Source organism: Rhodophyticola sp. (assembly GCF_965284195.1).
Taxonomy (GTDB): domain Bacteria; phylum Pseudomonadota; class Alphaproteobacteria; order Rhodobacterales; family Rhodobacteraceae; genus Rhodophyticola.
In genome coordinates, this window is record NZ_CBDIRM010000001.1 from 487398 (window position 1) to 506822 (window position 19425).

Below are 19425 nucleotides of genomic sequence, written 5' to 3' on the forward strand. Positions count from 1 at the left end.
GGATTTCAGAGCGTTTTGGCCTGCTGCCTGAGTTCAAATTTCTGGATCTTGCCCGTCGAGGTCTTGGGCAGGTCGGCAAACACCACATGTTTGGGTGTCTTGAACCCTGCCAGACGCTCACGGACAAAGGCGATCAGCTCCGCCTCGGTGGCGCGCGCGCCCTCTTTCAGCTCCACGAAGGCGCATGGCACCTCGCCCCATTTCTCGTCCGGCTTGGCGACGACGGCACAAAGCGACACGGCCGGATGATGCATCAACGCGCCCTCCACTTCGACGGAACTGACATTTTCGCCGCCCGAAATGATGATGTCCTTTGCCCGGTCGGCGATCTGCACATAGCTGTCGGGGTGTTGCACGGCGATGTCGCCGGTGTGGAAATAGCCGCCCGCAAAGGCCTCTGCGGTGGCGCGCGGGTTCTTGTAATACCCTTTCATCACCGAGTTGCCGCGCATCACGATCTCCCCCAATGCGGCGCCGTCCATCGGGATCTGCGCCATCGTCTCGGGGTCCATCACGGTCACGTGGTCCATGTTCGGAAAGGCCACTCCCTGCCGTGCCTTGATCGCCGCGCGGGTATCGGGCGGCAGATCATCCCAGAGCCCATCCTGCCAGGTGCATTCGGTGGCCGGGCCATACACCTCGGTCAGGCCATAGACCTGGGTGACGTTGAAGCCGATCGTTTCGATCGCGGCCAGCGTGGCTGCCGCCGGCGGTGCGCCCGCGGTGAAGACCTCCACCACGTGATCAAAACTCCGCCGCTCGTCCTCGCGCGCATTGACGATCATGTTCAGTACGATCGGCGCGCCGCCGAAATGGGTCACGCCCTCATCGGCGATGGCGTCATAGATGTTCTTTGCGGTGATCTCGCGGCAGCAGACGGTCGTTCCGCCAAGCGCCGGCATCGCCCAGACATGGCACCAGTTGTTGCAATGGAACAGGGGCACGATGGTCAGATAGCGGGGGTAAAGCGTCATCCGCCAGGAAATCGGCGTGCCAAGCGTGATCAGATAGGCGCCCCGGTGGTGATAGACCACGCCCTTGGGCCGCCCGGTGGTGCCCGATGTGTAGTTGAGCGCGATGCTTTCCCATTCGTCTTGGGGCATGATCCAGGGGGCCTCTGCATCCCCTTCGGCCAGAAGCGCGTCATAGGTGAGATGCCGGCCGGAGGCATGATACCCGGCCTGTTCGTCCGGCACCTCGACAATCAGCGGCTGTTCGCCCTCCATCGCGCCGATGGCGGCCTCCAGCACCGTCAGGAACTGGGTGTCGGCCAGAACGACCTTCGCCTCGCCATGATCGAGGATGTAGCTGATCGTGCCGGGATCGAGGCGGATATTGATGCTGTTCAACACCGCCCCCGCGGCCGGAACGCCGAAATGCGCCTCCACATGGGCGGGGATGTTGGGAAGCATGGCGGCCACCACATCGCCCGGCGCCACGCCGCGTTTTGCAAGGGACGATGCAAGGCGGGAGACCCGCGCATGATACTCCGCATAGGTGATGCGAAAATCGCCATAGACCAGCGCCTCGCGCGTCGGAAACACCGAGGCCGCCCGCGCGAGGTGAGACAACGGGGTGAGCGGCACATGGTTTGCCGGGCGCTTCTCCAGCCCGGTTTCGTCCTTCATCCAGCCCATCGAACATCTCCCCCCTGAACCCTGCGATGTAGTGGCAGTATTAGATGGCAGAGGGCAGGTGGAAAGGGAAGACGGGCCGCTTTGGGGATCGTTCGATCCATCTCGCCACGCCCCCGGCGCCACGGTAACCGGGGCGCGTTCCGGTTGCACGCGGCACGCATGAATGGAAGGGCGCGAGAGGGGATGTTCCGGGATCAGACTGAGGTTTCACCGCGATCCCGTAACACAACCGCAACCCGCGCCCCCGGTCGTACCGGGAGCGCGTTTTTTCGAACCGGTGCCGGTCAGGCGGCCGCTTTGGCCTCGGGGCCGAAGCGGCCATAGAAGCTCTGGCCCTTGTCGGCCATCTCGCGCAGGAGATCCGGGGTCGTGAAGCGCGCGCCATAGGCCTTGGTGAGCTGATCGCAACGGTCGGCGGCATAGGGCGCACCGAGGATGTCCAGCCAGCTGAACGGCCCGCCCGACCAGGGGGCGAAGCCCCAGCCCAGGATCGCGCCCACATCGCCCTCGCGGATGTCCATGAGCACCTCGTCCTCCAGCGCGCGGACCGCCTCCAGCACCTGGGCGAAGAGCAGCCGGTGCTGGACCTCGATCAGATCTGGCTGGTCCTCTGCAAGCGGATACTTGTCCGCCAGCCCGTCCCAGAGCCCCAGACGTTTGCCCTTGTCGTCATAGGCATAGAACCCTGCATTCGCCTTGCGGCCGAGACGACCCTCCGCCTCCATCCAGAACAGCAGCTCGTCGACGCTGTCATCATAGGCATCGCCCATTGCGGCCTTGGTGGCCTTGGCGATCTTCACGCCCAGATCGATGGAGGTCTCATCGGTCAGTTGCAGGGGTCCAAGCGGCATCCCCACCAGCTTGGCGGCATTTTCGATCAGGGCCGGGGCCACGCCCTCCTTCACCATCCGGATGCCCTCGTTGATATAGGGAATGATGCAGCGGTTGGCGTAGAAGAAGCGCGCGTCGTTGACGACGATGGGCGTCTTACGGATCTGGCGTACGAAATCGAGCGCCTTGGCCACCGCCACATCGCCGGTTTTCTCGCCCCTGATGATCTCCACCAGCATCATCTTGTCGACGGGCGAGAAGAAGTGGATGCCGATGAACTGCTCGGGCCGGGCGCTGGCCTTGGCGAGTTCGGTGATCGGCAGGGTGGAGGTGTTGGTGGCGAAAATCGCGTCTTCGGGGATGACGGCTTCGGTTTTCTTGGTGACCTCGGCCTTGACGCCGACATCCTCGAACACTGCCTCCACGATCAGATCGCAGCCGTCAAGTGCCGCATAATCCGTGGTGGCGGTGATCCGGCCCAGAACCTGATCTTTCTTCTCCTGCGTGACCTTCTTGCGGGCCATGCCCTTGTCGAGAAGATCGGCGGAATAGGATTTGCCCCTGTCCGCGGCCTCCTGCGCGTTGTCGATCAGCACCACCTCTATGCCCGCATTGGCCGAGACATAGGCGATGCCCGCGCCCATCATGCCCGCGCCGAGGATGCCGACCTTGCGCACTTTCTGGTCGTCCACCGCCGGACGGTTCGCCCCTTTTTCCAGGGCTTCCTTGTTGATGAAGAGCGAGCGGATCATGGCCGAGGAGGAGGGGTTCATCAGCACCGAGGTGAACCAGCGCGCCTCGATCGTCAGCGCGGTGTCGAAGGGCACCAGCGCGCCTTCGTACACGGCAGACAGAAGCGCCTTGGCCGCGGGGTAGACGCCCTTTGTCTTGCCGTTAATCATGGCGCTGGCGCCCACGAAGGTCATGAAGCCGGCCGGGTGATAGGGCGCGCCGCCGGGCATTTTCCAGCCCTTCTGATCCCAAGGTTTGACGATATCGGCATCGGTGGCCGAGAGAACCCATTCCTTCGCCTTTTCAAGCAGCTCCCCGGCGGGCACCACCTCGTCGACCAGCTGCGCAGATTTTGCCTTGGCGGGGTCGAGCGTCCGGCCTTCCAGCAGCACCGGCGCGGCGGCCATGGCGCCCACCATGCGGGAATAGCGCGTGGTGCCGCCGCCGCCCGGGAAGATCCCGACGAGGATTTCGGGCAGGCCGATCTTCGCCTTTGGATTGTCGGCCATGAAGCGGCGATGACAGGCAAGCGCGATTTCGGTGCCGATGCCCATGCAGGTGCCGGTGATGGCACAGGCGACGGGCTTGCCGCCCTTGTTGGTTTTCGGGTCCATCCCGGCGCGTTCCAGTTTGCGCAGGATCCGGTGGCCGTTCATGGTGAAATCGAACAGCCCCTTGGCCGGGTCATCGCCGCTTTCCTGACGGATCGAGGCCAGCACGTTCAGATCCATCCCACCGGCGAAGGTTTCCTTGCCCGAGGTGATGACGATGCCTTTCACCGCGTCGTCGGCAAGGGCCTGATCGATCAGCGTTTCCACCATTTCGAAGGCGTCCCGGCTCAGCACATTCATCGATTTCCCGGCCACGTCCCAGGTGATCACGGCCACGCCGTCGGCGTCGGTTTTCATTTTAAAGTCAGTCATTTCTCAATCCCTCTCGGTTCGGGTTCTGGGGAAGCACAGGCCCTGCAAAGAGATGCAGGGCCGATGCATATGTCGGTTTGAAACGGGTCATGACGGCGCCCGCGGGTAGGCTCTGCCGTCTTTGTGAAAGTATCCGCGGCCCTGCTCGGTGCGGCGGTATTCCAGGTCGATATCGGGGTAGTGGACGGTGTCGGTGGCCGCGCGGGTGCCGATGATCACATAGCGCGCCGGTGCGTCGCCGCGGTTCACGATATGATGGCCGTTCGGCGTGCCCGCGGTCCAGGCGGCGGCATCTCCCGCGCGCAGGATGTGTTCGCCGTCATCCTCGATCAGCACCGCCTCGCCCTCCAGCATGATCAGGCATTCGTCCTCGTTCTCGTGCCAATGCCGTTGGGAGGACAGACCGCCCGGCAGCAGGGTTTCGATCCCGACGCCGAACTGGGTCAGCCCGCCGGCGCGACCGATCTCGACCGCCTCATACAGGTCGCAGCCCTTGCCGTAGGGCGAGGGGTAACCGGTGAGGCCGCGGGCCACGGGCAGATCCGCAAGAGTGATTTTCGGCATCAGTCGGCTCCTTCATAGTCGCGGCCGTCCTTATGGGTGAAGCGGGCCTTCCCGTCAGCTATCTCCACGGCCAGATCGACATCGGAATAGGTCGCGCGTTCGGGGTTCATCTTGCTGCCGACGACCAGAAATTTCGCCACGCTCTCCGATCGGTTGACGAAATGATGGCCATTGGCCTCGCCCGCGGGGAAGGCGGCGCAATCGCCGGCCCCCATGACATGTTCGCCATCATCGTCGATCAGAAGGCAGGTGCCTTCGGTCACCATGACGAATTCGTCCTCCCGTTCGTGCCAGTGACGCAGGGAGGATTTGGCGCCCGGCTCAAGGGTCACCAGATTGACGCCGAACTGTGTCAACCCGCCCGCCTCGCCAAGGCGGAGAGACGACCGGTCGGCCATCTGGGCCGCATAGGGCGCGGGATAGATCGAGCCGGTCTTCACCGGCACGCTGGCGAGGTCAAGTTTGGGCATTGTCGGCTCCGCAGACCCGCGGCAGAAGATCCGGCCAGGTCACATAGTCCGCGTGCTGGATCACGCGGCGCACTTTCCAGATACCGTCGATGTTTTCCAGATCGAGAGAGCTGGGAAAGGACGGCATCGCCTCCTCGGAGCCCCTCATCAGGCGGCTCCCGTGCAGTCCGATGATCCGGTCGGGCCCTTCGAACCGCGCTTCCTCGCAGGTCCGCAGGTAATCGGTGATCCCGCCGCTGCGCAAGGTGAGGGACCAGATGTGAAACTTGTCCCGCGCATCGTCCAACGTCGCGATCACGATTTTCTCGGACGCGGTTTCGACGTAATGCGGCGCGGCGATGTTCTCCAGAAAAAGCGCATCGTCCCCCGACATGATCGCGCGGGAAAGCTTGTCCAGTACGGCCTGATATATCTGACGCGGGTCAGTCATTTGGTCTCCAAGAAGGGCTTGCCGGAGCTTCTCCGACGTTTGAGGCCGCGCGGCTTCGGACGGGGCGCGCCGCGATGTGCCCCGATGTGATCTCATGGGTCTTCATTGCGATTTGTGTCTTTCTGCTCGGGCAGTTTCGGGTTCGTCGGAACCTTCGGCAACAGGACCGGCCAGGTGGTGTTGCCGATCGCATTGAGGGCATTGCCGACCTTCCAGACGCCATCGACACGGTCGAGGACCAGCCGGTTGGGATAGGCCGGGGCCAGGTAGATGGCGTTGCGCAGGATGTGACTGGTATGCTCGCCCACGATCCGATCCGGTGTTTCAAACTCCGCCTGATCCGTCAGGCGGATGTAATGGGTTGCCTGATGGGCTTTCAGCGAGGCCGAAAACCCTTCGAAACTGCGTCGTAACTCGTCTTCGTCTTCCATTCGCAACGTGCCCGAAAGCGTCTGCATGACATGGGGCAGGGTGAAGTAGGGACCGAACTTGCTGAAATCCCCCTCCATCAGAGCGTCCGACAGAATGTCGATCACGCGCTGGTATATCTCTTTTGCTTCCTCGCTCATGATTGTTCCGTGGAGGTCTTCCAGATTTCGCGAAGCTGGCCCAGGCTAATGACCGTGCAGGTCACGTTGTCGACATGGGCGCGCAGCTTGGTGCTGCGCCAGATACCGTCCTGAAGCTCCAGAACCATCTCATTGCTGTAGGGTTCGATCACGTACTGGCCGCCACGCAGGATACAGGCGACATGGCGGCCGTGGCGGCGCAGGTCGTCGCGGGAGTGAGTGGCGGCTTCGGCCATGCGGCCCGGACCGTGGAGCCATGGCTGAAGATCGGCACTCCGTATGGTTTGCGGATCGTGCATCGCCGCGGCGACGGGGCCCTGCTGGAGCAGGCCCGTCACGTCGTTGGGATCGGCCCGGCTGACATCTGCGGCGCGGTCGGTCATGTGTTCACCCGCGGCAAGAGATCGGGCCACGCGATGTAGCGGGCATGGTGTCGCGAAACGGTGCAGCCCCAGACGTTTCCCCGCCATTCCAGGGAGGCCGTATTGGAGAATCGCGGTACGACCAGAGAACTCCCCGACATGAGGAAGGTCTCGTGTTCGCCTTCGATGTGGTCGGGCCCGTCGAACCGCGCCCGGCGCGCGATCCGGATATAGGCATCGACGCCATGACCGCGGAGCGCTTCGCAGAAGCCGTGAAACTGCCTTACAACATTTTCCCGGCTTTCCAGCAGCACCCGGAAGGTTTCCGTTTCGATGACATGGGGCAGGAAGATCCGCGCCGCGAAGGCATCCGTATCGGCGGCGAGCACGGCTGCGCCCATCTCGTCGAGGAAGGTCTGATAGATATCCAGCGCCTTGCCGGTCATGAAAACGCTCCGAGCGACCCTGCGGGCTTACACGCGTTCGATGATCGTGGCCGCGCCCATGCCGGAGGCGACACAGAGTGTGGCAAGGCCGGTCCCCTTACCGCTACGCTCCAGCTCGTCAAGCAGCGTACCGATGATCATGGCGCCTGTCGCGCCAAGCGGGTGGCCCATCGCAATGGCGCCGCCGTTCACGTTGACCTTACCATGATCCACGTCAAAGGCCTGCATAAAGCGCAGCACGACCGACGAGAATGCCTCGTTGACCTCGAAGAGGTCGATATCCCCGATGCTCATGCCGCTGTCGGCAAGGATCTTCTCGGTCGCGGGCACCGGGCCGGTCAGCATGATCGTGGGGTCGGTGCCGATCTTGCAGGTGGCGCGGATCCGGGCGCGGGGTTTCAGCCCGCGGGCTTCGCCAAACGCCTTGTTGCCGATCAGAAGCGCAGCGGAGCCATCGACGATGCCGGAGCTGTTGCCCGCGTGGTGGATGTGGTTGATCGCCTCCAGATGGGGGTATTTCATCAAGGCGATCTGGTCGAAGCCGGGCATCACCTCGCCCATCTCCTTGAACGCCGGTTTCAGGCTGCCGAGGGTCTGCATGTCGGTGCCGGGGCGCATGTATTCATCGGTATCGAGGATGGTCAGCCCGTTACGATCCTTGACGGTGATGATCGAACCGGCGAACCGGTTGTCGTCCCATGCCGCCTTGGCGCGGGCCTGGCTTTCCATGGCCAGGGCGTCGGCGTCGTCGCGGGAAAATCCGTACTCGGTGGCGATGATATCGGCCGAGATCCCCTGGGGGACGAAATAGGTCTCCATCGCGATGGACGGATCGACCGCAATCGCCGCCCCGTCGCTGCCCATGGCGACGCGCCCCATCATCTCGACGCCCCCCGCGATATACGCGTCGCCACCCCCGCCGCGGACCTGATTGGCCGCAAGGTTGACGGCCTCCAGCCCGCTTGCGCAGAACCGGTTGATGGCAAGGCCGGGGATGCGTTCATCCAGATCGGAGGCCAGAACGGCGGTTCGCGCCAGGCATCCGCCCTGTTCGCCGACCTGGGTGACATTGCCCCAGATCACGTCTTCGACGGCGTGGCCGTCAAGGTTGTTGCGTTCCTTCAGGGCATTGAGCGTCACGGCGGACAGGCGCGCGGCGGTCACCTCGTGCAGGGCGCCGTCCTTGCGGCCTTTGCCGCGGGGGGTGCGGATCGCGTCGTAGATATAGGCATCGGTCATGAGTATCAGCTCCGAAGGTCTTGGCCCACCGTGGGGGCGGGCATCAGGTCATAGGGATGTTGCCAGCCGGGTGTGGCGGCGATGGAGGTCAGCCAGCGGTCGATATTCGGGTAATCGGCCCGCTCGAAGGTGAAGGGCTCAGGGTAGAAGAGGTATCCGGCGCAGGAGATATCGGCGATGGTCAGGCCGTTGCCCACCAGCCATTCGCGATCGGCCAGCGCGGTGTTCATGACCTTCAGCGCCGATGCAAGACGCGCGGCCATATACCCGTTCACATCCGCGTTTCTCTTGGCTTCGGGAAGGAAGTTCATGTTGAAGCGCAAGGGTCCGGCGACCCCCGAAACCTTGTGATTGTCGAAAAAGATCCAGCGCAGGACCTCGCGGCGTTCGTCGGCGCTGGTTCCGCCCATCTTGCCGGTTTTCGAACTGATGTAATCAAGGATCACGCCGGATTGGGACAGGGTGATATCGCCGTCGACCAGCACGGGAACCTCGCCCATCGGATTAAGCGCGCGGAATTCCGGAGTGCGGGTTTCGCCCGCGAAGAAGTCGACGAAGACCGGCTCCCACTCAAGCTCTGCGAGGTCCAGCGCCAGAGCGGCCTTGTAGGCGTTGCCGCTTTCGGCAAAGCAATGGAGTTTCATGGTCATGTTTCGCGCCTCCCCCGCGCGGGGTCTTTATGATGCCCGATGGCGCGGGAGCAAACCCCCGCGCCATGCCTGCGCTTCTGAAACATGAGGTCGGCCCGTGACGCGGCCCCTGTGTCTGTCCTGCCCGCTTCGGTTTCCATCAGCGTTTGCGGTCTTCCAGTTCCGAGTTGAACAATCTCAGCCTGGCGGTCAGGTTTTCCTCGTCGATCACGCTGGCCCAGTTTTCGAACAGGAAAGACAGAAACTCGCCCGCGTCCAGACCCGACTCCGCCGAAAGCGTCCGCAAGCGGCGGAACCCATCTTCGCTCATCGCGATATTGGGGCGACGGGTCAGGCGGAGGCGTTTGGGCATATCTGCGTCTTTCCTGCATTCAGGCCATCAGAAATTGGCCGCCTCCAGAGCCATCACCGTGTCCCCGCCCGACTGGATGCGTACCAGATGGGTGGCGGTCATCGGCAATTGACGGGCCATGTAGAACCGGCCCGTGGCCAGTTTGGTCTCATAGAAATCAGGGTCGGAGGTGCCGGTTTCAAGGGCCGCCAGTGCCGCCTTGGCCATCTGCGCCCACATCAGGCCCAGGCAGACATGCCCGAACAGATGCATGAAATCATAGGAGCCGGACAAGGCGTTGTTGGGGTTCTTCATGCCTTCCTGCATGAAATACATCCCCGCCGCCTGCAGATCCTTCGAGGCCGCTTTCAGCGGATCGAGGAAATCGGCCTTCAGCGCGGCATTGTCCTCGTTCTCCTTGAGGAAGTCCTTCACCAGATCGAAGAAGGCCATCACGTGCTTGCCGCCGTCCTGAGACAGTTTGCGGCCGACAAGATCGAGCGCCTGCACGCCGTTGGCGCCTTCATAGATCATGGCGATCCGCGCATCCCGGGTGAACTGGGACATGCCCCATTCCTCGATATAGCCGTGGCCGCCATAAACCTGCTGGGCCAGGACGGTCATGTCATAGCCCTGATCGGTCAGGAATCCCTTGATCACCGGCGTCAGCAGCGAAACCAGGCCGTCGGCGGCCGCATCCTCACCCCGATGGGCGCGGTCGATCAGCGTGGCCCCCCATAGCAGAAACGCCCGGCCACCCTCGGCGAAGCTTTTCTGGGCCATCAGCGAACGGCGGATATCGGGATGGACGATCAGCGGGTCGGCGGGGCCGTCGGGGTTCTTCGGTCCGGTCACGTCGCGGCCCTGCAGACGGTCCTTGGCGTATTCCAGCGCGTTCTGGAACGCCGCCTCGGCCTGCGCGAGGCCCTGCATGCCCACACCGATGCGCGCTTCGTTCATCATCGTGAACATGGCGCGCATGCCCTTGTGCTCTTCGCCAAGCAGATAGCCGGTCGCTTCGTCATAGTTCATGACGCAGGTGGAGTTGCCGTGGATGCCCATCTTCTCTTCGATCTTGCCACAGCTCACGCCGTTGCGGGCGCCAAGCGAGCCGTCTTCGTTCACGAGGAATTTCGGCACGATGAACAGCGACACACCCTTGATGCCTTCGGGGCCGCCGACAATCTTGCCCAGCACCAGATGGATGATGTTGTCGGCCATGTCGTGTTCGCCGGCAGAGATGAAGATCTTCTGGCCGGTGATCTTGTAGCTGCCATCGGCCTGCGGTTCGGCCTTGGTGCGCATCAGGCCCAGATCGGTGCCGCAATGGGGCTCGGTCAGGTTCATGGTGCCGGTCCAGTCGCAGGCGACCATCTTGGGCAGATAGGTATTTTTCTGCTCTTCGGTTCCATGGACCAGAATGGCCGAGGCCGCGCCATGGGTCAGACCCTGATACATGGTGAAGGCCTGATTGGCGGCCGAGAACATCTCCCCCACGGCGGTGCCGAGCACATAGGGCATGTTCTGGCCGCCATATTCCTCGGGCATGTCCAGACCGGGCCAGCCGCCTTCCTTCATCTGCGCGAACGCATCCTTGAAGCCGGTGGGCGTGTAGACGACGCCGTTTTCCATCCGGCAGCCTTCGGTGTCGCCAACCGTGTTGAGCGGGGTCAGCACCTCGCTCGCGATCTTGCCGGCCTCGTCCAGAACCGCGCCGGTGAAGTCGCGCTCCATTTCGTCATAGCCCGGAATGTCCTGCGCCGAGATATCGAGAACCTCGTGCAGGATGAACTGCATGTCTTTGGTAGGGGCGGTGTAGCTTGGCATCTTCTGTAAATCCTCCCGGACGGTCGTGTTTTGGCGTTTACTCGGCAGCGTCTTTGGTGGTGGTCACATTCGTCAGCATGTCTTCGACAAGGCCCATCTGCGATTTGAGATCGGCGATTGCGAGGTCAAGCTCGGCGCGCTGGCGCTCCATATCGGCCAGCCGGTCGCCGGCCACATCAAGTGTCCGCGAAAGCTGCGTGGCCTGCTGGTCGCCAGCGTAGTAAAGGTCGAGAAGCTGGCGGATTTCCTCCAGGCTGAAGCCGAAGCGCTTGCCGCGCAGGATCAGTTTCAGCCGTGCCCGGTCGCGGCGGGTAAAGAGGCGTTTCTGGCCTTCCCGGATCGGAAACAGCAGTTCCTTGGACTCGTAAAAACGGAGCGTCCGGGGCGTTACCTCGAACGTGTCGCACATCTGGCGGATGGTCATGGTCTCTTCGGTCATGAGATCCCTCATTGCATCAAACATCGATTCTGGCTCCTGATGTGCGCGGCCCGGATCTTTTCTACAAGCAAAGCTTACGTTGACGTAAACGGAACGTTGCGTCACTTCGCGATTGACGAAAGGTCAGGAAAGATGACGCAGGGTCAGGCGCAACATCTGCAAACGCCGGATTTGGCGCGAAACCCCTTTCAGGTAAGGAAAACCTTACCTTCCGATGTCACTCGCGGATCAGCCTGAGCGGGTTCGGGGACAGATGCCAGAACTGCCCGTCAGGGGTCAGAAAGCGCCATCCGGTCCCGGTCCACTGATATCCGGCGATCCAGCGATGGTGCGATGCGGCGGGTTCCAGATCGGCCGGATCCATCAGCGTCCCCAAGGGAACGGTGCCCAGCAACTCGCCCGGTGCGGCCCAGACCTCCATGACGGTGCGCTCCGGCGTGGGCTCCCCTTCGAGCAGGTTCAGACCGGGATTTCCGACCAGCACATATTGCCCGTCCGCCGACGGGTGGACATTGCGCCGCCAGCCAGGAATTTCCCAGGTGTCCTCGATCCCGCTGACGGGCTCGATCCGGACCACATCGCGCGCCAGAACGCCGGTTACATGCACCCGGCTCTCGGTGATGAAGAAATACTGCGCCGGGGGCGGCAGCGGCTGATCCGCCAGGGCGGGGGTGGCTGCTGCAAGAAAGGCCACCGCCCAAAGCAGGGAGCGCGGGGTCATGACCCGCCGGCCGCTGTCGCGTCGCGAAGCGCCTGCAACTCGGCGATGATCTCGTCCAGTTCGTTCCGGCGCTGGTCAAGCTCGGCCAGTTGCCGGTCGGCCATGGCAAGCCACGCGTCCCGTTGCAACTTGCCTTCGGGGTCTGCGTCGTAGAGCTCAAGCCACTGGCGGATTTCCTCAAGGCTGAACCCAAAGCGCCGCCCGCGCAGAATCAGCGTCATCCGGGCCACCTCGCGCGGGCCGTAGAAACGGGCGCGGCCATCGCGCTCAGGTGCCAGAAGCTCGATATACTCGTAATGGCGCAGGGTGCGCGGTGTCACCTCGAAGCGGGCGCACATCTGCTTGAAATCCAGCCGGTCGTCTGACATCGCTTGATCTAAGTGGTTGTTGCCGTCACGTCATTTCTGCACCAGCCGTCACGCGAATGCAAAGCGATGTTATGGCTTGCACCCGGGCCCGGGCTTCTGGAAACCTGTCGGCCCGTGCTCAGGGCCCGCGCAGCCGGCCCCGGAATAAGGACAGAAAAGATGGCGACGACGTCAGAGGACAAGGCCCGGATCGCCCGGCAGTTCATCGAGGCGATCCCGTTTTCCAAGGCGCTGAGGATGCATCTGGACGAGATCGGGGAGGGGCTTGCCGCCATTTCGATGCCCTATGACGCGGCCTTGGTGGGCGATCCCAGAACCGGCGTGATCCATGGCGGCGCGGTATCGGCCCTGATGGACACCTGCGGCGGCGCGGCGGTGATGAGCCATGCGGATGCGCCGGCCGGCACGGCCACGATCGATCTGAGGATCGACTACATGCGTCCCGCCACCCCCGGTCAGCGGATCGTGGCGCGGGCGGAATGCTATCACGTCACCCGCAGCGTGGCCTTCGTGCGCGCCCAGGCCTTCGACGAGGACGAGACCCGGCCGGTGGCCGCGGCCACCGGCGCCTTCACCATCGAACAGGCCCGGACGCCGGAGCGTGCGCCATGAGCCGCCCCCGCCCCGAGCCCGTGCATCTGATCAAGCAGCGGCGCGACGCGGCGCTGTCGGCGCTTGTCGACGGGGTGCCCTATATCCGCACCATGGGGATCACCTTCGACCGACGCGGCGACGAGTTGACCGGGGTGCTCAACTATGACGACAAGCTGATCGGCAATCCGTTTCTGCCGGCCCTGCATGGCGGGGCCACGGCGGCGTTTCTGGAGACGACGGCGATCATCGAGCTGAGTTTCCAGATTCTGTGGGACGAGATCGAAAGCGGCCGTCTGGAAGGCGGGGCGCTGACGCCGGAGACGCTGCCGCGACTGCCAAAGACAATCGATTTCACCGTCGACTACCTGCGCTCGGGCCTGCCGCGGGATGCCTATGCGCGCGCGCGGGTCAACCGCAGCGGGCGGCGTTACGCCTCGGTCCATGTGGAGGCATGGCAGGACAACCGTTCGCGGCTTTTCGCGCAGGCCACGGGGCATTTCCTGATGCCGGGCCGGCCGGGGTAGGGTGCTGGCCTCGCAGATCCCGGCCCAGCCCCTCAGCCATCGCCGGGTTCTGAAAATCGCGCTGCCCGTGGTGTTGTCCAATGCGACCGTGCCGATCCTCGGCGCCGTGGACACCGGCGTGGTCGGGCAACTGGGGGAGGCCGCGCCGATCGGCGCGGTGGGCATCGGTGCGATCATCCTGTCCACGATCTACTGGATTTTCGGGTTCCTGCGGATGGGCACCGTGGGGCTGACCGGACAGGCCATCGGCGCGCGTGACGCCGCCGAGGTCTCGGCGCTGCTCAGCCGGGTTCTGATGATCGCCGGGGCGGCGGGGCTGATGCTGATCGCGCTGCAGGGCCCGATTATCCGGGCTGCGTTTCTGATCGCCCCGGCCAGCGCCGAGGTCGAGGCGCTGGCCCGGGATTACATGGCGATCCGGATCTTTTCCGCCCCCGCCGCGATTGCGATCTACGGGCTGACCGGCTGGATGATCGCCCATGAACGCACCACCGGCATGCTGGTTCTGCAATTGGGGATGAACCTGCTGAACATCCTGCTGAGCATCTTTTTCGTACTCGGCCTCGGCTGGGGCGTGCAGGGTGTCGCGCTGGGCACGTTCGTGTCGGAATGGGCGGGCTTCGCGCTGGGCCTGTGGCTTTGCCGGGGGGCGTTCCGGCGGCCCGCTTGGCGCGACTGGCCAAGGGTCTTCGACCGGGCGCGGCTGATCCACATGGCGATGGTGAACACCGATATCCTGATCCGTTCGGTCATCTTGATGGCGGGGTTCACATCGTTCCTGTTCATCGGCGCCGATTTCGGCGACGTGCCTTTGGCGGCCAATCAGATCCTGATGCAGTTCATGTATATCACCGCCTATGCGATGGACGGGTTCGCCTTTGCCGCCGAGGCGCTGGTGGGGCAGGCGATGGGCGCGCGGGCGTCGGGCCGGCTGAGACGCAGCGCGCTGCTGACCGGATTCTGGGGGCTGATGATCTGCATCGCGATGGCCATTGGCTTCGCGCTGCTTGGCGGCTGGATGATCGATGTGATGACCACTGCGCCCGAGGTGCGGACGGAGGCGCGGACCTACCTGCCATGGATGGTGGCCGCGCCGCTGGTGGGCTGTGCGGCCTGGATGCTGGACGGGATCTTCATCGGCGCGACCCGCAGCCGCGACATGCGCAACATGATGATCCTGTCGGGGCTGGTCTATCTCGCCGCGCTCTGGGCACTGGTGCCGGCCTTCGGCAATCACGGGCTCTGGGCGGCGCTGCTGGTGTTTTTTGCGGCCCGCGGGGTGAGCCTCGCCGTACGCTATCCGGCGCTGGAGCGGGCGGCGGGGTAGGCGTGCCCCAGTGGCGGGGATGAGGATGAGCCGACCCTATTTCAGCCAGGGCTCGCGCTCCGTGCCCACGGCGGCGGCGACCGTCTCGTGGCCGTCGCGGGCCAAGAGCCTGTCCAGATCCTGCGCGATTCTGGCGGCTAGGCTGAGCCCGCCATAAACGAGGCCGGTGTAAAGCTGAACGGCCGACGCGCCCGCCTTGATCTTGGCATAGGCCTGATCGGCGGAGGTCACGCCGCCGACACCGATCAGCGGCACCGCGCCATCGGTCAGTTGCGACAATCGGGCAAGAACACGGGTGGAGCGTGCGAAAAGCGGCTGCCCGGAAAGACCGCCTTTCTCCCCGGCATGGGGGCTTTTCAATCCATCGCGGTCCAGCGTGGTATTGGTCGCGATGATCCCGCTCAGCCCGGCGTCGATGGCGGCTTCGGCGATATCCTGCAGCTCGGCGGGTGAAAGGTCCGGGGCGATCTTCAGGAAGATCGGGATCGGGCGGGCCAGACCGGCATTGGCGGCCATCACGCCGGACAGAAGCGCCGTGAGCGCCGATTTGCCTTGCAGATCGCGCAGCCGCTCGGTGTTGGGGGAGGAGACGTTGACGGTGGCGAAGGCCACATGCGGACCGCAATGGCCAAGCACCGTCGCGAAGTCTTCGGCGCGGTCGGCGCTGTCCTTGTTCGCACCGAGGTTCAAACCCACCGGGATCTCATGGGCGGTGGCCGCAAGACGGGCCGCGATCGCCGCCATCCCGTCATTGTTGAAGCCGAACCGGTTGATCGCGGCCCGATCCTCGGAAAGCCGGAAAAGGCGTGGTTTCGGGTTGCCGGGCTGGGGCCGGGGCGTGGCCGCACCTACCTCCAGAAAGCCGAAGCCCGCGCGCATCAAGGGCCCGAACGCGGTGGCGTTCTTGTCGAACCCGGCGGCCAGACCGACCGGGTTGGGCAGAGCCATCCCCGCCAGATCCGTGCGAAGCCGCGGCGATGTCACAGGCCCCGGACCGCGCGCAAGTCCCGCCTTCAGCGCCCAGAGCGCCAGCCCGTGCGCGCGCTCGGGCTCCATCCGATGCATCAGGGCCAGACCGGCGCGTTCCAGCATCAGATCACGCCTTCGGGAAAGACATGGCGCCCGTCTTCAAGGGGTAGCGGGCTGTGCCAGAGCATATCTGACAGGCGGAGCGGGCCATAGAGATGCGGAAACAGCGCGCCGCCGCGCGACGGCTCCCATTTCAGCGCCGGGCCGAGCGTTTCGCTGTCATAGGCCAGAAGCTCCAGATCGCGGGCGTCCGCGAAATGCCGAGCCGCCGTTTCGGCCACCTGCGCCGCCGTGGAAAAATGGATGAACCCGTCGGCGACATCGACCGGCGCCCCCCGGGTTTCGCCGCCGCTGCGGAGCGCGGCCCATTCCCCGGCGCGCAATATCTTGTAAATCAGCATGGCGCCGGGGATGGCCGCAATGCGCCGTGGCGTCAAGTGTCACCTCCATGTCACTCAAATCCCTTTACTTGCTTCCGTCTGCCCGCCAATCTCGGCGGGTCCAACAAGACCTGGGAGTTATAGACATGCTTGCGAACATCATGCGCTCGACCGCGATGCTTGCCGCGCTTGGCATCGCCGCGCCGGCGGCAGCGGAAACGACGCTGCACATTCTGCATATCAACGATCTGCACAGCCGAATCCAGCCGATCAACCGTTTCGACAGCACCTGCAATGCCGAGGATGACGCCGCGGGCGAGTGTTTCGGTGGCGTGGCCCGGGTGGCCACCGCGATCAACACGCTGCGCGACGAACTGACGGCGGCGGGCGAAAACGTGATCGTTCTGGATGCGGGCGATCAGTTTCAGGGCAGCCTGATGTACACGACCTACAAGGGCGAGGTAGAGGCCGAGATGATGATGGCCATCGGCTTCGACGCGATGGCCGTGGGCAACCACGAGTTCGACGACGGGCCGCAGGGTCTGTCTGATTTCCTCGATCTCGTGGATTTCCCCGTGCTCTCCGGCAATCTGGATCTGAGCCAGTCGAACCTGCTGAACGACCGGGTTGGCGATTACGCGGTGCTGGATGTGAACGGGATGCAGGTGGGCGTGGTCTCCGCGCTGGCCACGGACACGGTGGAAACCTCCAGCCCCGGCCCCAACATCATCTTTCAGGACGAGGTCGACGCGCTGCAGGCGGATGTGGATGCGCTGACCGAGCAGGGCGTGACGATGATCGTTGCGCTGACCCATGTGGGCCTGCCCGTGGATATCGCCATCGCCGAGGCGGTCACCGGTATCGACGTGATCGTCGGTGGCCATTCGCACACCTATCTGTCGGCCACGGACGAGGATCGCGCGGGGCCTTACCCGACCTTCGCCACCAACCCCGAGGGGACGCTGGTGCCGATCGTGCAGGCCTATGCCTATTCGAAGTATCTGGGCCATCTGGAAGTGACCTTCGATGACGCCGGCAATGTGGTCTATGCCGGCGGCGACACCATGGTCCTGGATGCCAGCGTGGAACCCGACCCGACGATTGCCGCGCGCGTCGCCGAACTGGCCGGGCCGATCGAAGAGGCGATGAGCGAAGTCGTGTCCGAGGCGTCCGAGCCGATCGAAGGATCGCGCGAGGTTTGCCGGGCCGGGGAATGCCCGATGGGCAACCTCGTGGCCGATGCGATGCTGGAACGGGTGCGCGATCAGGGCATCCAGATCGCCATTCAGAACGGTGGCGGCCTGCGCGCCTCCATCGACGGCGGGCCGATCACCATGGGCGAGGTCTTCACGGTTCTGCCGTTCCAGAACACGCTGGCAACCTTCCAGCTGAGCGGCGCCGATGTGGTGGCGGCGCTGGAAAACGGGGTCAGCCGGGTCGAGGATGGCGCGGGCCGGTTCCCGCAGGTCGCCGGCATGCGCTATGTCTGGGACGCGGCGGCGGAACCGGGCAGCCGGATCGTTTCGGCCGAACTGGAGACCGAAGCCGGGTGGGAGCCGATCGATCCCGAGGCGATCTACGGCGTCGTGTCGAACAACTACATGCGCGGCGGCGGCGACGGCTATTCGATGTTCGCCACCAACGGCATGAACGCCTATGATTTCGGCCCCGGGCTGGAACAGGTCGTGGCCGACTATCTGGCCGAGAACACGCCCTATGCGCCCTATACCGACGGGCGCGTGAGCCAGGCCGAGTAACCGGCTGATCCAACTTGCAAAGGGCCGGTGGGGGTGTTCCCTCACCGGCCCTTTCCGTTGTCATATGCTGCTATGCAGAAAACTCATGGCGGACATCGAAAACTGTCAATTGTAGATCCGGTTAGCGCTATCATATGGAGATCATCGAAGACGAACACACCAGCATTGAAAGGAGCTGCACAATGACCTCGATGATTGCACGCCTGCGCACTGCCGCCGCAAAACGTGCGGCCTACAACCGGACCGTAGCCGAGATTTCCCGGATGCCTCTGGATGTTGCGCTGGATCTGAACATCTATCGCGGCGATGCCGAAAAAATCGCCTATCGGGCCGTCTACGGCGCCTGATCCAACTTTTATCCCCGTCACGCCCGCACTAGGCTCAGCCTCATGTGCGGGCGTTTTGTTTTGACCCATCCGACGGGCGAGGTGGCGGAGCTGTTCGAGGCGACGCCGGCGAATGATCTGCCCCACGGGCCGCGGTACAATATCTGCCCGACGCAACAGGTCGGTGTCGTCACGTCCGAAACGGGCCTGCGGCGCTATCGCCCGATGCGGTGGGGTTTCCTGCCCCATTGGTACAAATCACCCACGGATGGCCCGCTGCTGATCAATGCGCGGGCGGAAACCATCGCCCGGAAACCCGCGTTCCGGATGGCATGCCGGGAACGGCGCTGCCTGATCCCGGCAACCGGCTTTTATGAATGGACCAAGGATACGGATGGCGCGCGCCTGCCATGGTACATCCGGCCCGACACGGCGCAACCGCTTGCCTTCGCGGGCATCTGGCAAAGCTGGACCGGGGGGCCGGACAGTCTTGAGACCTGCGCCATCGTGACCTGCGCCGCCGGCGATGCGATGTCGCGGATCCATCACCGCGAGCCCGTGAGCCTTGCGCCCGAGGCATGGGCGCTGTGGCTGGGAGAGGCCGGGCACGGGGCCGCACGGCTGATGAAGGCCGCGCCCGAGGAGCGGTTGCGGGCCCATCGGGTGGACAGGAAGGTGAACTCGAACACGGCAGAGGGCGCGGAGCTGATCCGGCCCCTCGCGGCCTGAGATCGATGCCGCCCGAGGTCAAAAAAAGGGGCCGCGCAAGAGACGCGGCCCGGTCCAGTCCAGGGAGAATTCGTTTTTGATGCAGCCTGCTCGTTGTTGATCTTATTGTTGCTGCTTGAGAAACAGATACGCTTGAAAAGAGGCGGAAATAAGGCGCTGGAAACAATCGGCCCGCTGCCGCGCCCGGCCGGGGTGCCGTTGCACGCCATTACCTTGCGCC

At 64.0% G+C, this 19425-nt stretch carries 23 protein-coding genes; 6 read left to right on the plus strand and 17 right to left on the minus strand.

Annotated elements, in window-relative coordinates; translation table 11 throughout:
- Window positions 1-5 precede the first annotated feature (5 nt).
- The 15 genes from ACQ651_RS02450 to ACQ651_RS02520 all read right to left on the minus strand — a co-directional run bounded on the left by ACQ651_RS02450 (window position 6) and on the right by ACQ651_RS02520 (window position 12539).
- Entirely contained in the window at window positions 6-1637 is a 1632-nt protein-coding gene (locus tag ACQ651_RS02450; protein ID WP_430448136.1) for an AMP-binding protein, read from the minus strand.
- Window positions 1638-1921: 284 nt separating this feature from the next.
- Window positions 1922-4123 (minus strand): 3-hydroxyacyl-CoA dehydrogenase NAD-binding domain-containing protein, encoded by a 2202-nt coding sequence (locus tag ACQ651_RS02455; RefSeq protein WP_430448138.1) that lies wholly within the window; start codon window positions 4121-4123, stop codon window positions 1922-1924.
- 87 nt (window positions 4124-4210) lie between these two features.
- Window positions 4211-4687 carry a cupin domain-containing protein gene (locus ACQ651_RS02460; protein WP_227284001.1) on the minus strand — a complete coding sequence of 159 codons (477 nt, stop codon included), beginning with the start codon at window positions 4685-4687 and terminating at the stop codon, window positions 4211-4213.
- Window positions 4687-5157, minus strand: a complete 471-nt coding sequence (locus ACQ651_RS02465) for a cupin domain-containing protein (RefSeq protein ID WP_430448139.1) — start codon at window positions 5155-5157, stop codon at window positions 4687-4689. Before ACQ651_RS02465 ends, ACQ651_RS02460 begins: the two co-directional genes overlap by 1 nt.
- Window positions 5144-5587 (minus strand): hypothetical protein, encoded by a 444-nt coding sequence (locus tag ACQ651_RS02470; protein WP_375550331.1) that lies wholly within the window; start codon window positions 5585-5587, stop codon window positions 5144-5146. Before ACQ651_RS02470 ends, ACQ651_RS02465 begins: the two co-directional genes overlap by 14 nt.
- A gap of 92 nt (window positions 5588-5679) precedes the next feature.
- Window positions 5680-6156 carry a hypothetical protein gene (locus tag ACQ651_RS02475; protein ID WP_375550330.1) on the minus strand — a complete coding sequence of 159 codons (477 nt, stop codon included), beginning with the start codon at window positions 6154-6156 and terminating at the stop codon, window positions 5680-5682.
- Complete coding sequence (locus ACQ651_RS02480; protein ID WP_430448140.1) at window positions 6153-6539, minus strand: hypothetical protein; 387 nt, start codon at window positions 6537-6539, stop codon at window positions 6153-6155. The genes ACQ651_RS02475 and ACQ651_RS02480 overlap by 4 nt, the downstream gene beginning before the upstream one ends.
- The gene (locus ACQ651_RS02485) at window positions 6536-6964 is read right to left on the minus strand and encodes a hypothetical protein (protein ID WP_227283996.1); all 429 of its coding nucleotides are present in this window, start codon (window positions 6962-6964) and stop codon (window positions 6536-6538) included. The genes ACQ651_RS02480 and ACQ651_RS02485 overlap by 4 nt, the downstream gene beginning before the upstream one ends.
- Before the next feature lie 27 nt (window positions 6965-6991).
- Window positions 6992-8203, minus strand: coding sequence for an acetyl-CoA C-acetyltransferase (locus ACQ651_RS02490; protein WP_227283995.1), 1212 nt, complete (start codon window positions 8201-8203; stop codon window positions 6992-6994).
- A 5-nt stretch (window positions 8204-8208) separates the two neighbouring features.
- On the minus strand, window positions 8209-8853 hold the full coding sequence (locus ACQ651_RS02495) for a glutathione S-transferase family protein (protein ID WP_430448141.1): 645 nt from the start codon (window positions 8851-8853) through the stop codon (window positions 8209-8211).
- A gap of 139 nt (window positions 8854-8992) precedes the next feature.
- On the minus strand, window positions 8993-9205 hold the full coding sequence (locus tag ACQ651_RS02500) for a hypothetical protein (protein ID WP_227283993.1): 213 nt from the start codon (window positions 9203-9205) through the stop codon (window positions 8993-8995).
- Between the two features lie 27 nt (window positions 9206-9232).
- Window positions 9233-11011 carry an acyl-CoA dehydrogenase C-terminal domain-containing protein gene (locus ACQ651_RS02505; protein WP_227283992.1) on the minus strand — a complete coding sequence of 593 codons (1779 nt, stop codon included), beginning with the start codon at window positions 11009-11011 and terminating at the stop codon, window positions 9233-9235.
- A 37-nt stretch (window positions 11012-11048) separates the two neighbouring features.
- Window positions 11049-11450: a MerR family transcriptional regulator gene (locus tag ACQ651_RS02510; protein WP_227283991.1), complete on the minus strand. Its 402-nt coding sequence runs from the start codon at window positions 11448-11450 to the stop codon at window positions 11049-11051.
- A 217-nt stretch (window positions 11451-11667) separates the two neighbouring features.
- Window positions 11668-12171, minus strand: coding sequence for a hypothetical protein (locus ACQ651_RS02515; RefSeq protein ID WP_430448143.1), 504 nt, complete (start codon window positions 12169-12171; stop codon window positions 11668-11670).
- Complete coding sequence (locus ACQ651_RS02520; RefSeq protein WP_227283989.1) at window positions 12168-12539, minus strand: MerR family transcriptional regulator; 372 nt, start codon at window positions 12537-12539, stop codon at window positions 12168-12170. Before ACQ651_RS02520 ends, ACQ651_RS02515 begins: the two co-directional genes overlap by 4 nt.
- Window positions 12540-12698: 159 nt before the next feature.
- Between ACQ651_RS02520 and ACQ651_RS02525 the strand changes: the two genes are divergently transcribed.
- Genes ACQ651_RS02525 through ACQ651_RS02535 form a run of 3 tightly spaced genes read left to right on the plus strand, consistent with a single transcriptional unit; the run spans window position 12699 to window position 14984 of the window.
- A complete protein-coding gene (locus ACQ651_RS02525; protein WP_121898601.1) occupies window positions 12699-13151 on the plus strand; it encodes a PaaI family thioesterase in 453 nt (150 codons plus the stop codon).
- The gene (locus ACQ651_RS02530) at window positions 13148-13657 is read left to right on the plus strand and encodes a PaaI family thioesterase (RefSeq protein ID WP_227283988.1); all 510 of its coding nucleotides are present in this window, start codon (window positions 13148-13150) and stop codon (window positions 13655-13657) included. Before ACQ651_RS02525 ends, ACQ651_RS02530 begins: the two co-directional genes overlap by 4 nt.
- A 1-nt stretch (window position 13658) precedes the next feature.
- Window positions 13659-14984 carry an MATE family efflux transporter gene (locus ACQ651_RS02535; protein WP_430448145.1) on the plus strand — a complete coding sequence of 442 codons (1326 nt, stop codon included), beginning with the start codon at window positions 13659-13661 and terminating at the stop codon, window positions 14982-14984.
- A gap of 36 nt (window positions 14985-15020) precedes the next feature.
- On the opposite strand, the gene ACQ651_RS02540 is transcribed toward ACQ651_RS02535, so the two are convergent.
- Together ACQ651_RS02540 and ACQ651_RS02545 are read right to left on the minus strand one after the other, a co-directional pair.
- Entirely contained in the window at window positions 15021-16076 is a 1056-nt protein-coding gene (locus tag ACQ651_RS02540; protein WP_430448147.1) for a quinone-dependent dihydroorotate dehydrogenase, read from the minus strand.
- On the minus strand, window positions 16076-16414 hold the full coding sequence (locus ACQ651_RS02545) for a DUF952 domain-containing protein (protein ID WP_375552794.1): 339 nt from the start codon (window positions 16412-16414) through the stop codon (window positions 16076-16078). The genes ACQ651_RS02540 and ACQ651_RS02545 overlap by 1 nt, the downstream gene beginning before the upstream one ends.
- 125 nt (window positions 16415-16539) lie before the next feature.
- Here ACQ651_RS02545 and ACQ651_RS02550 point away from each other — a divergent pair, with 125 nt between their 5' ends.
- From ACQ651_RS02550 to ACQ651_RS02560, 3 genes are all read left to right on the plus strand, one after another.
- Window positions 16540-18150: a bifunctional metallophosphatase/5'-nucleotidase gene (locus ACQ651_RS02550; protein ID WP_375550321.1), complete on the plus strand. Its 1611-nt coding sequence runs from the start codon at window positions 16540-16542 to the stop codon at window positions 18148-18150.
- 182 nt (window positions 18151-18332) lie between these two features.
- Window positions 18333-18497 (plus strand): hypothetical protein, encoded by a 165-nt coding sequence (locus ACQ651_RS02555; RefSeq protein WP_227283984.1) that lies wholly within the window; start codon window positions 18333-18335, stop codon window positions 18495-18497.
- Between the two features lie 42 nt (window positions 18498-18539).
- Complete coding sequence (locus ACQ651_RS02560) at window positions 18540-19205, plus strand: SOS response-associated peptidase (protein ID WP_430448148.1); 666 nt, start codon at window positions 18540-18542, stop codon at window positions 19203-19205.
- Window positions 19206-19425: the final 220 nt, after the last annotated feature.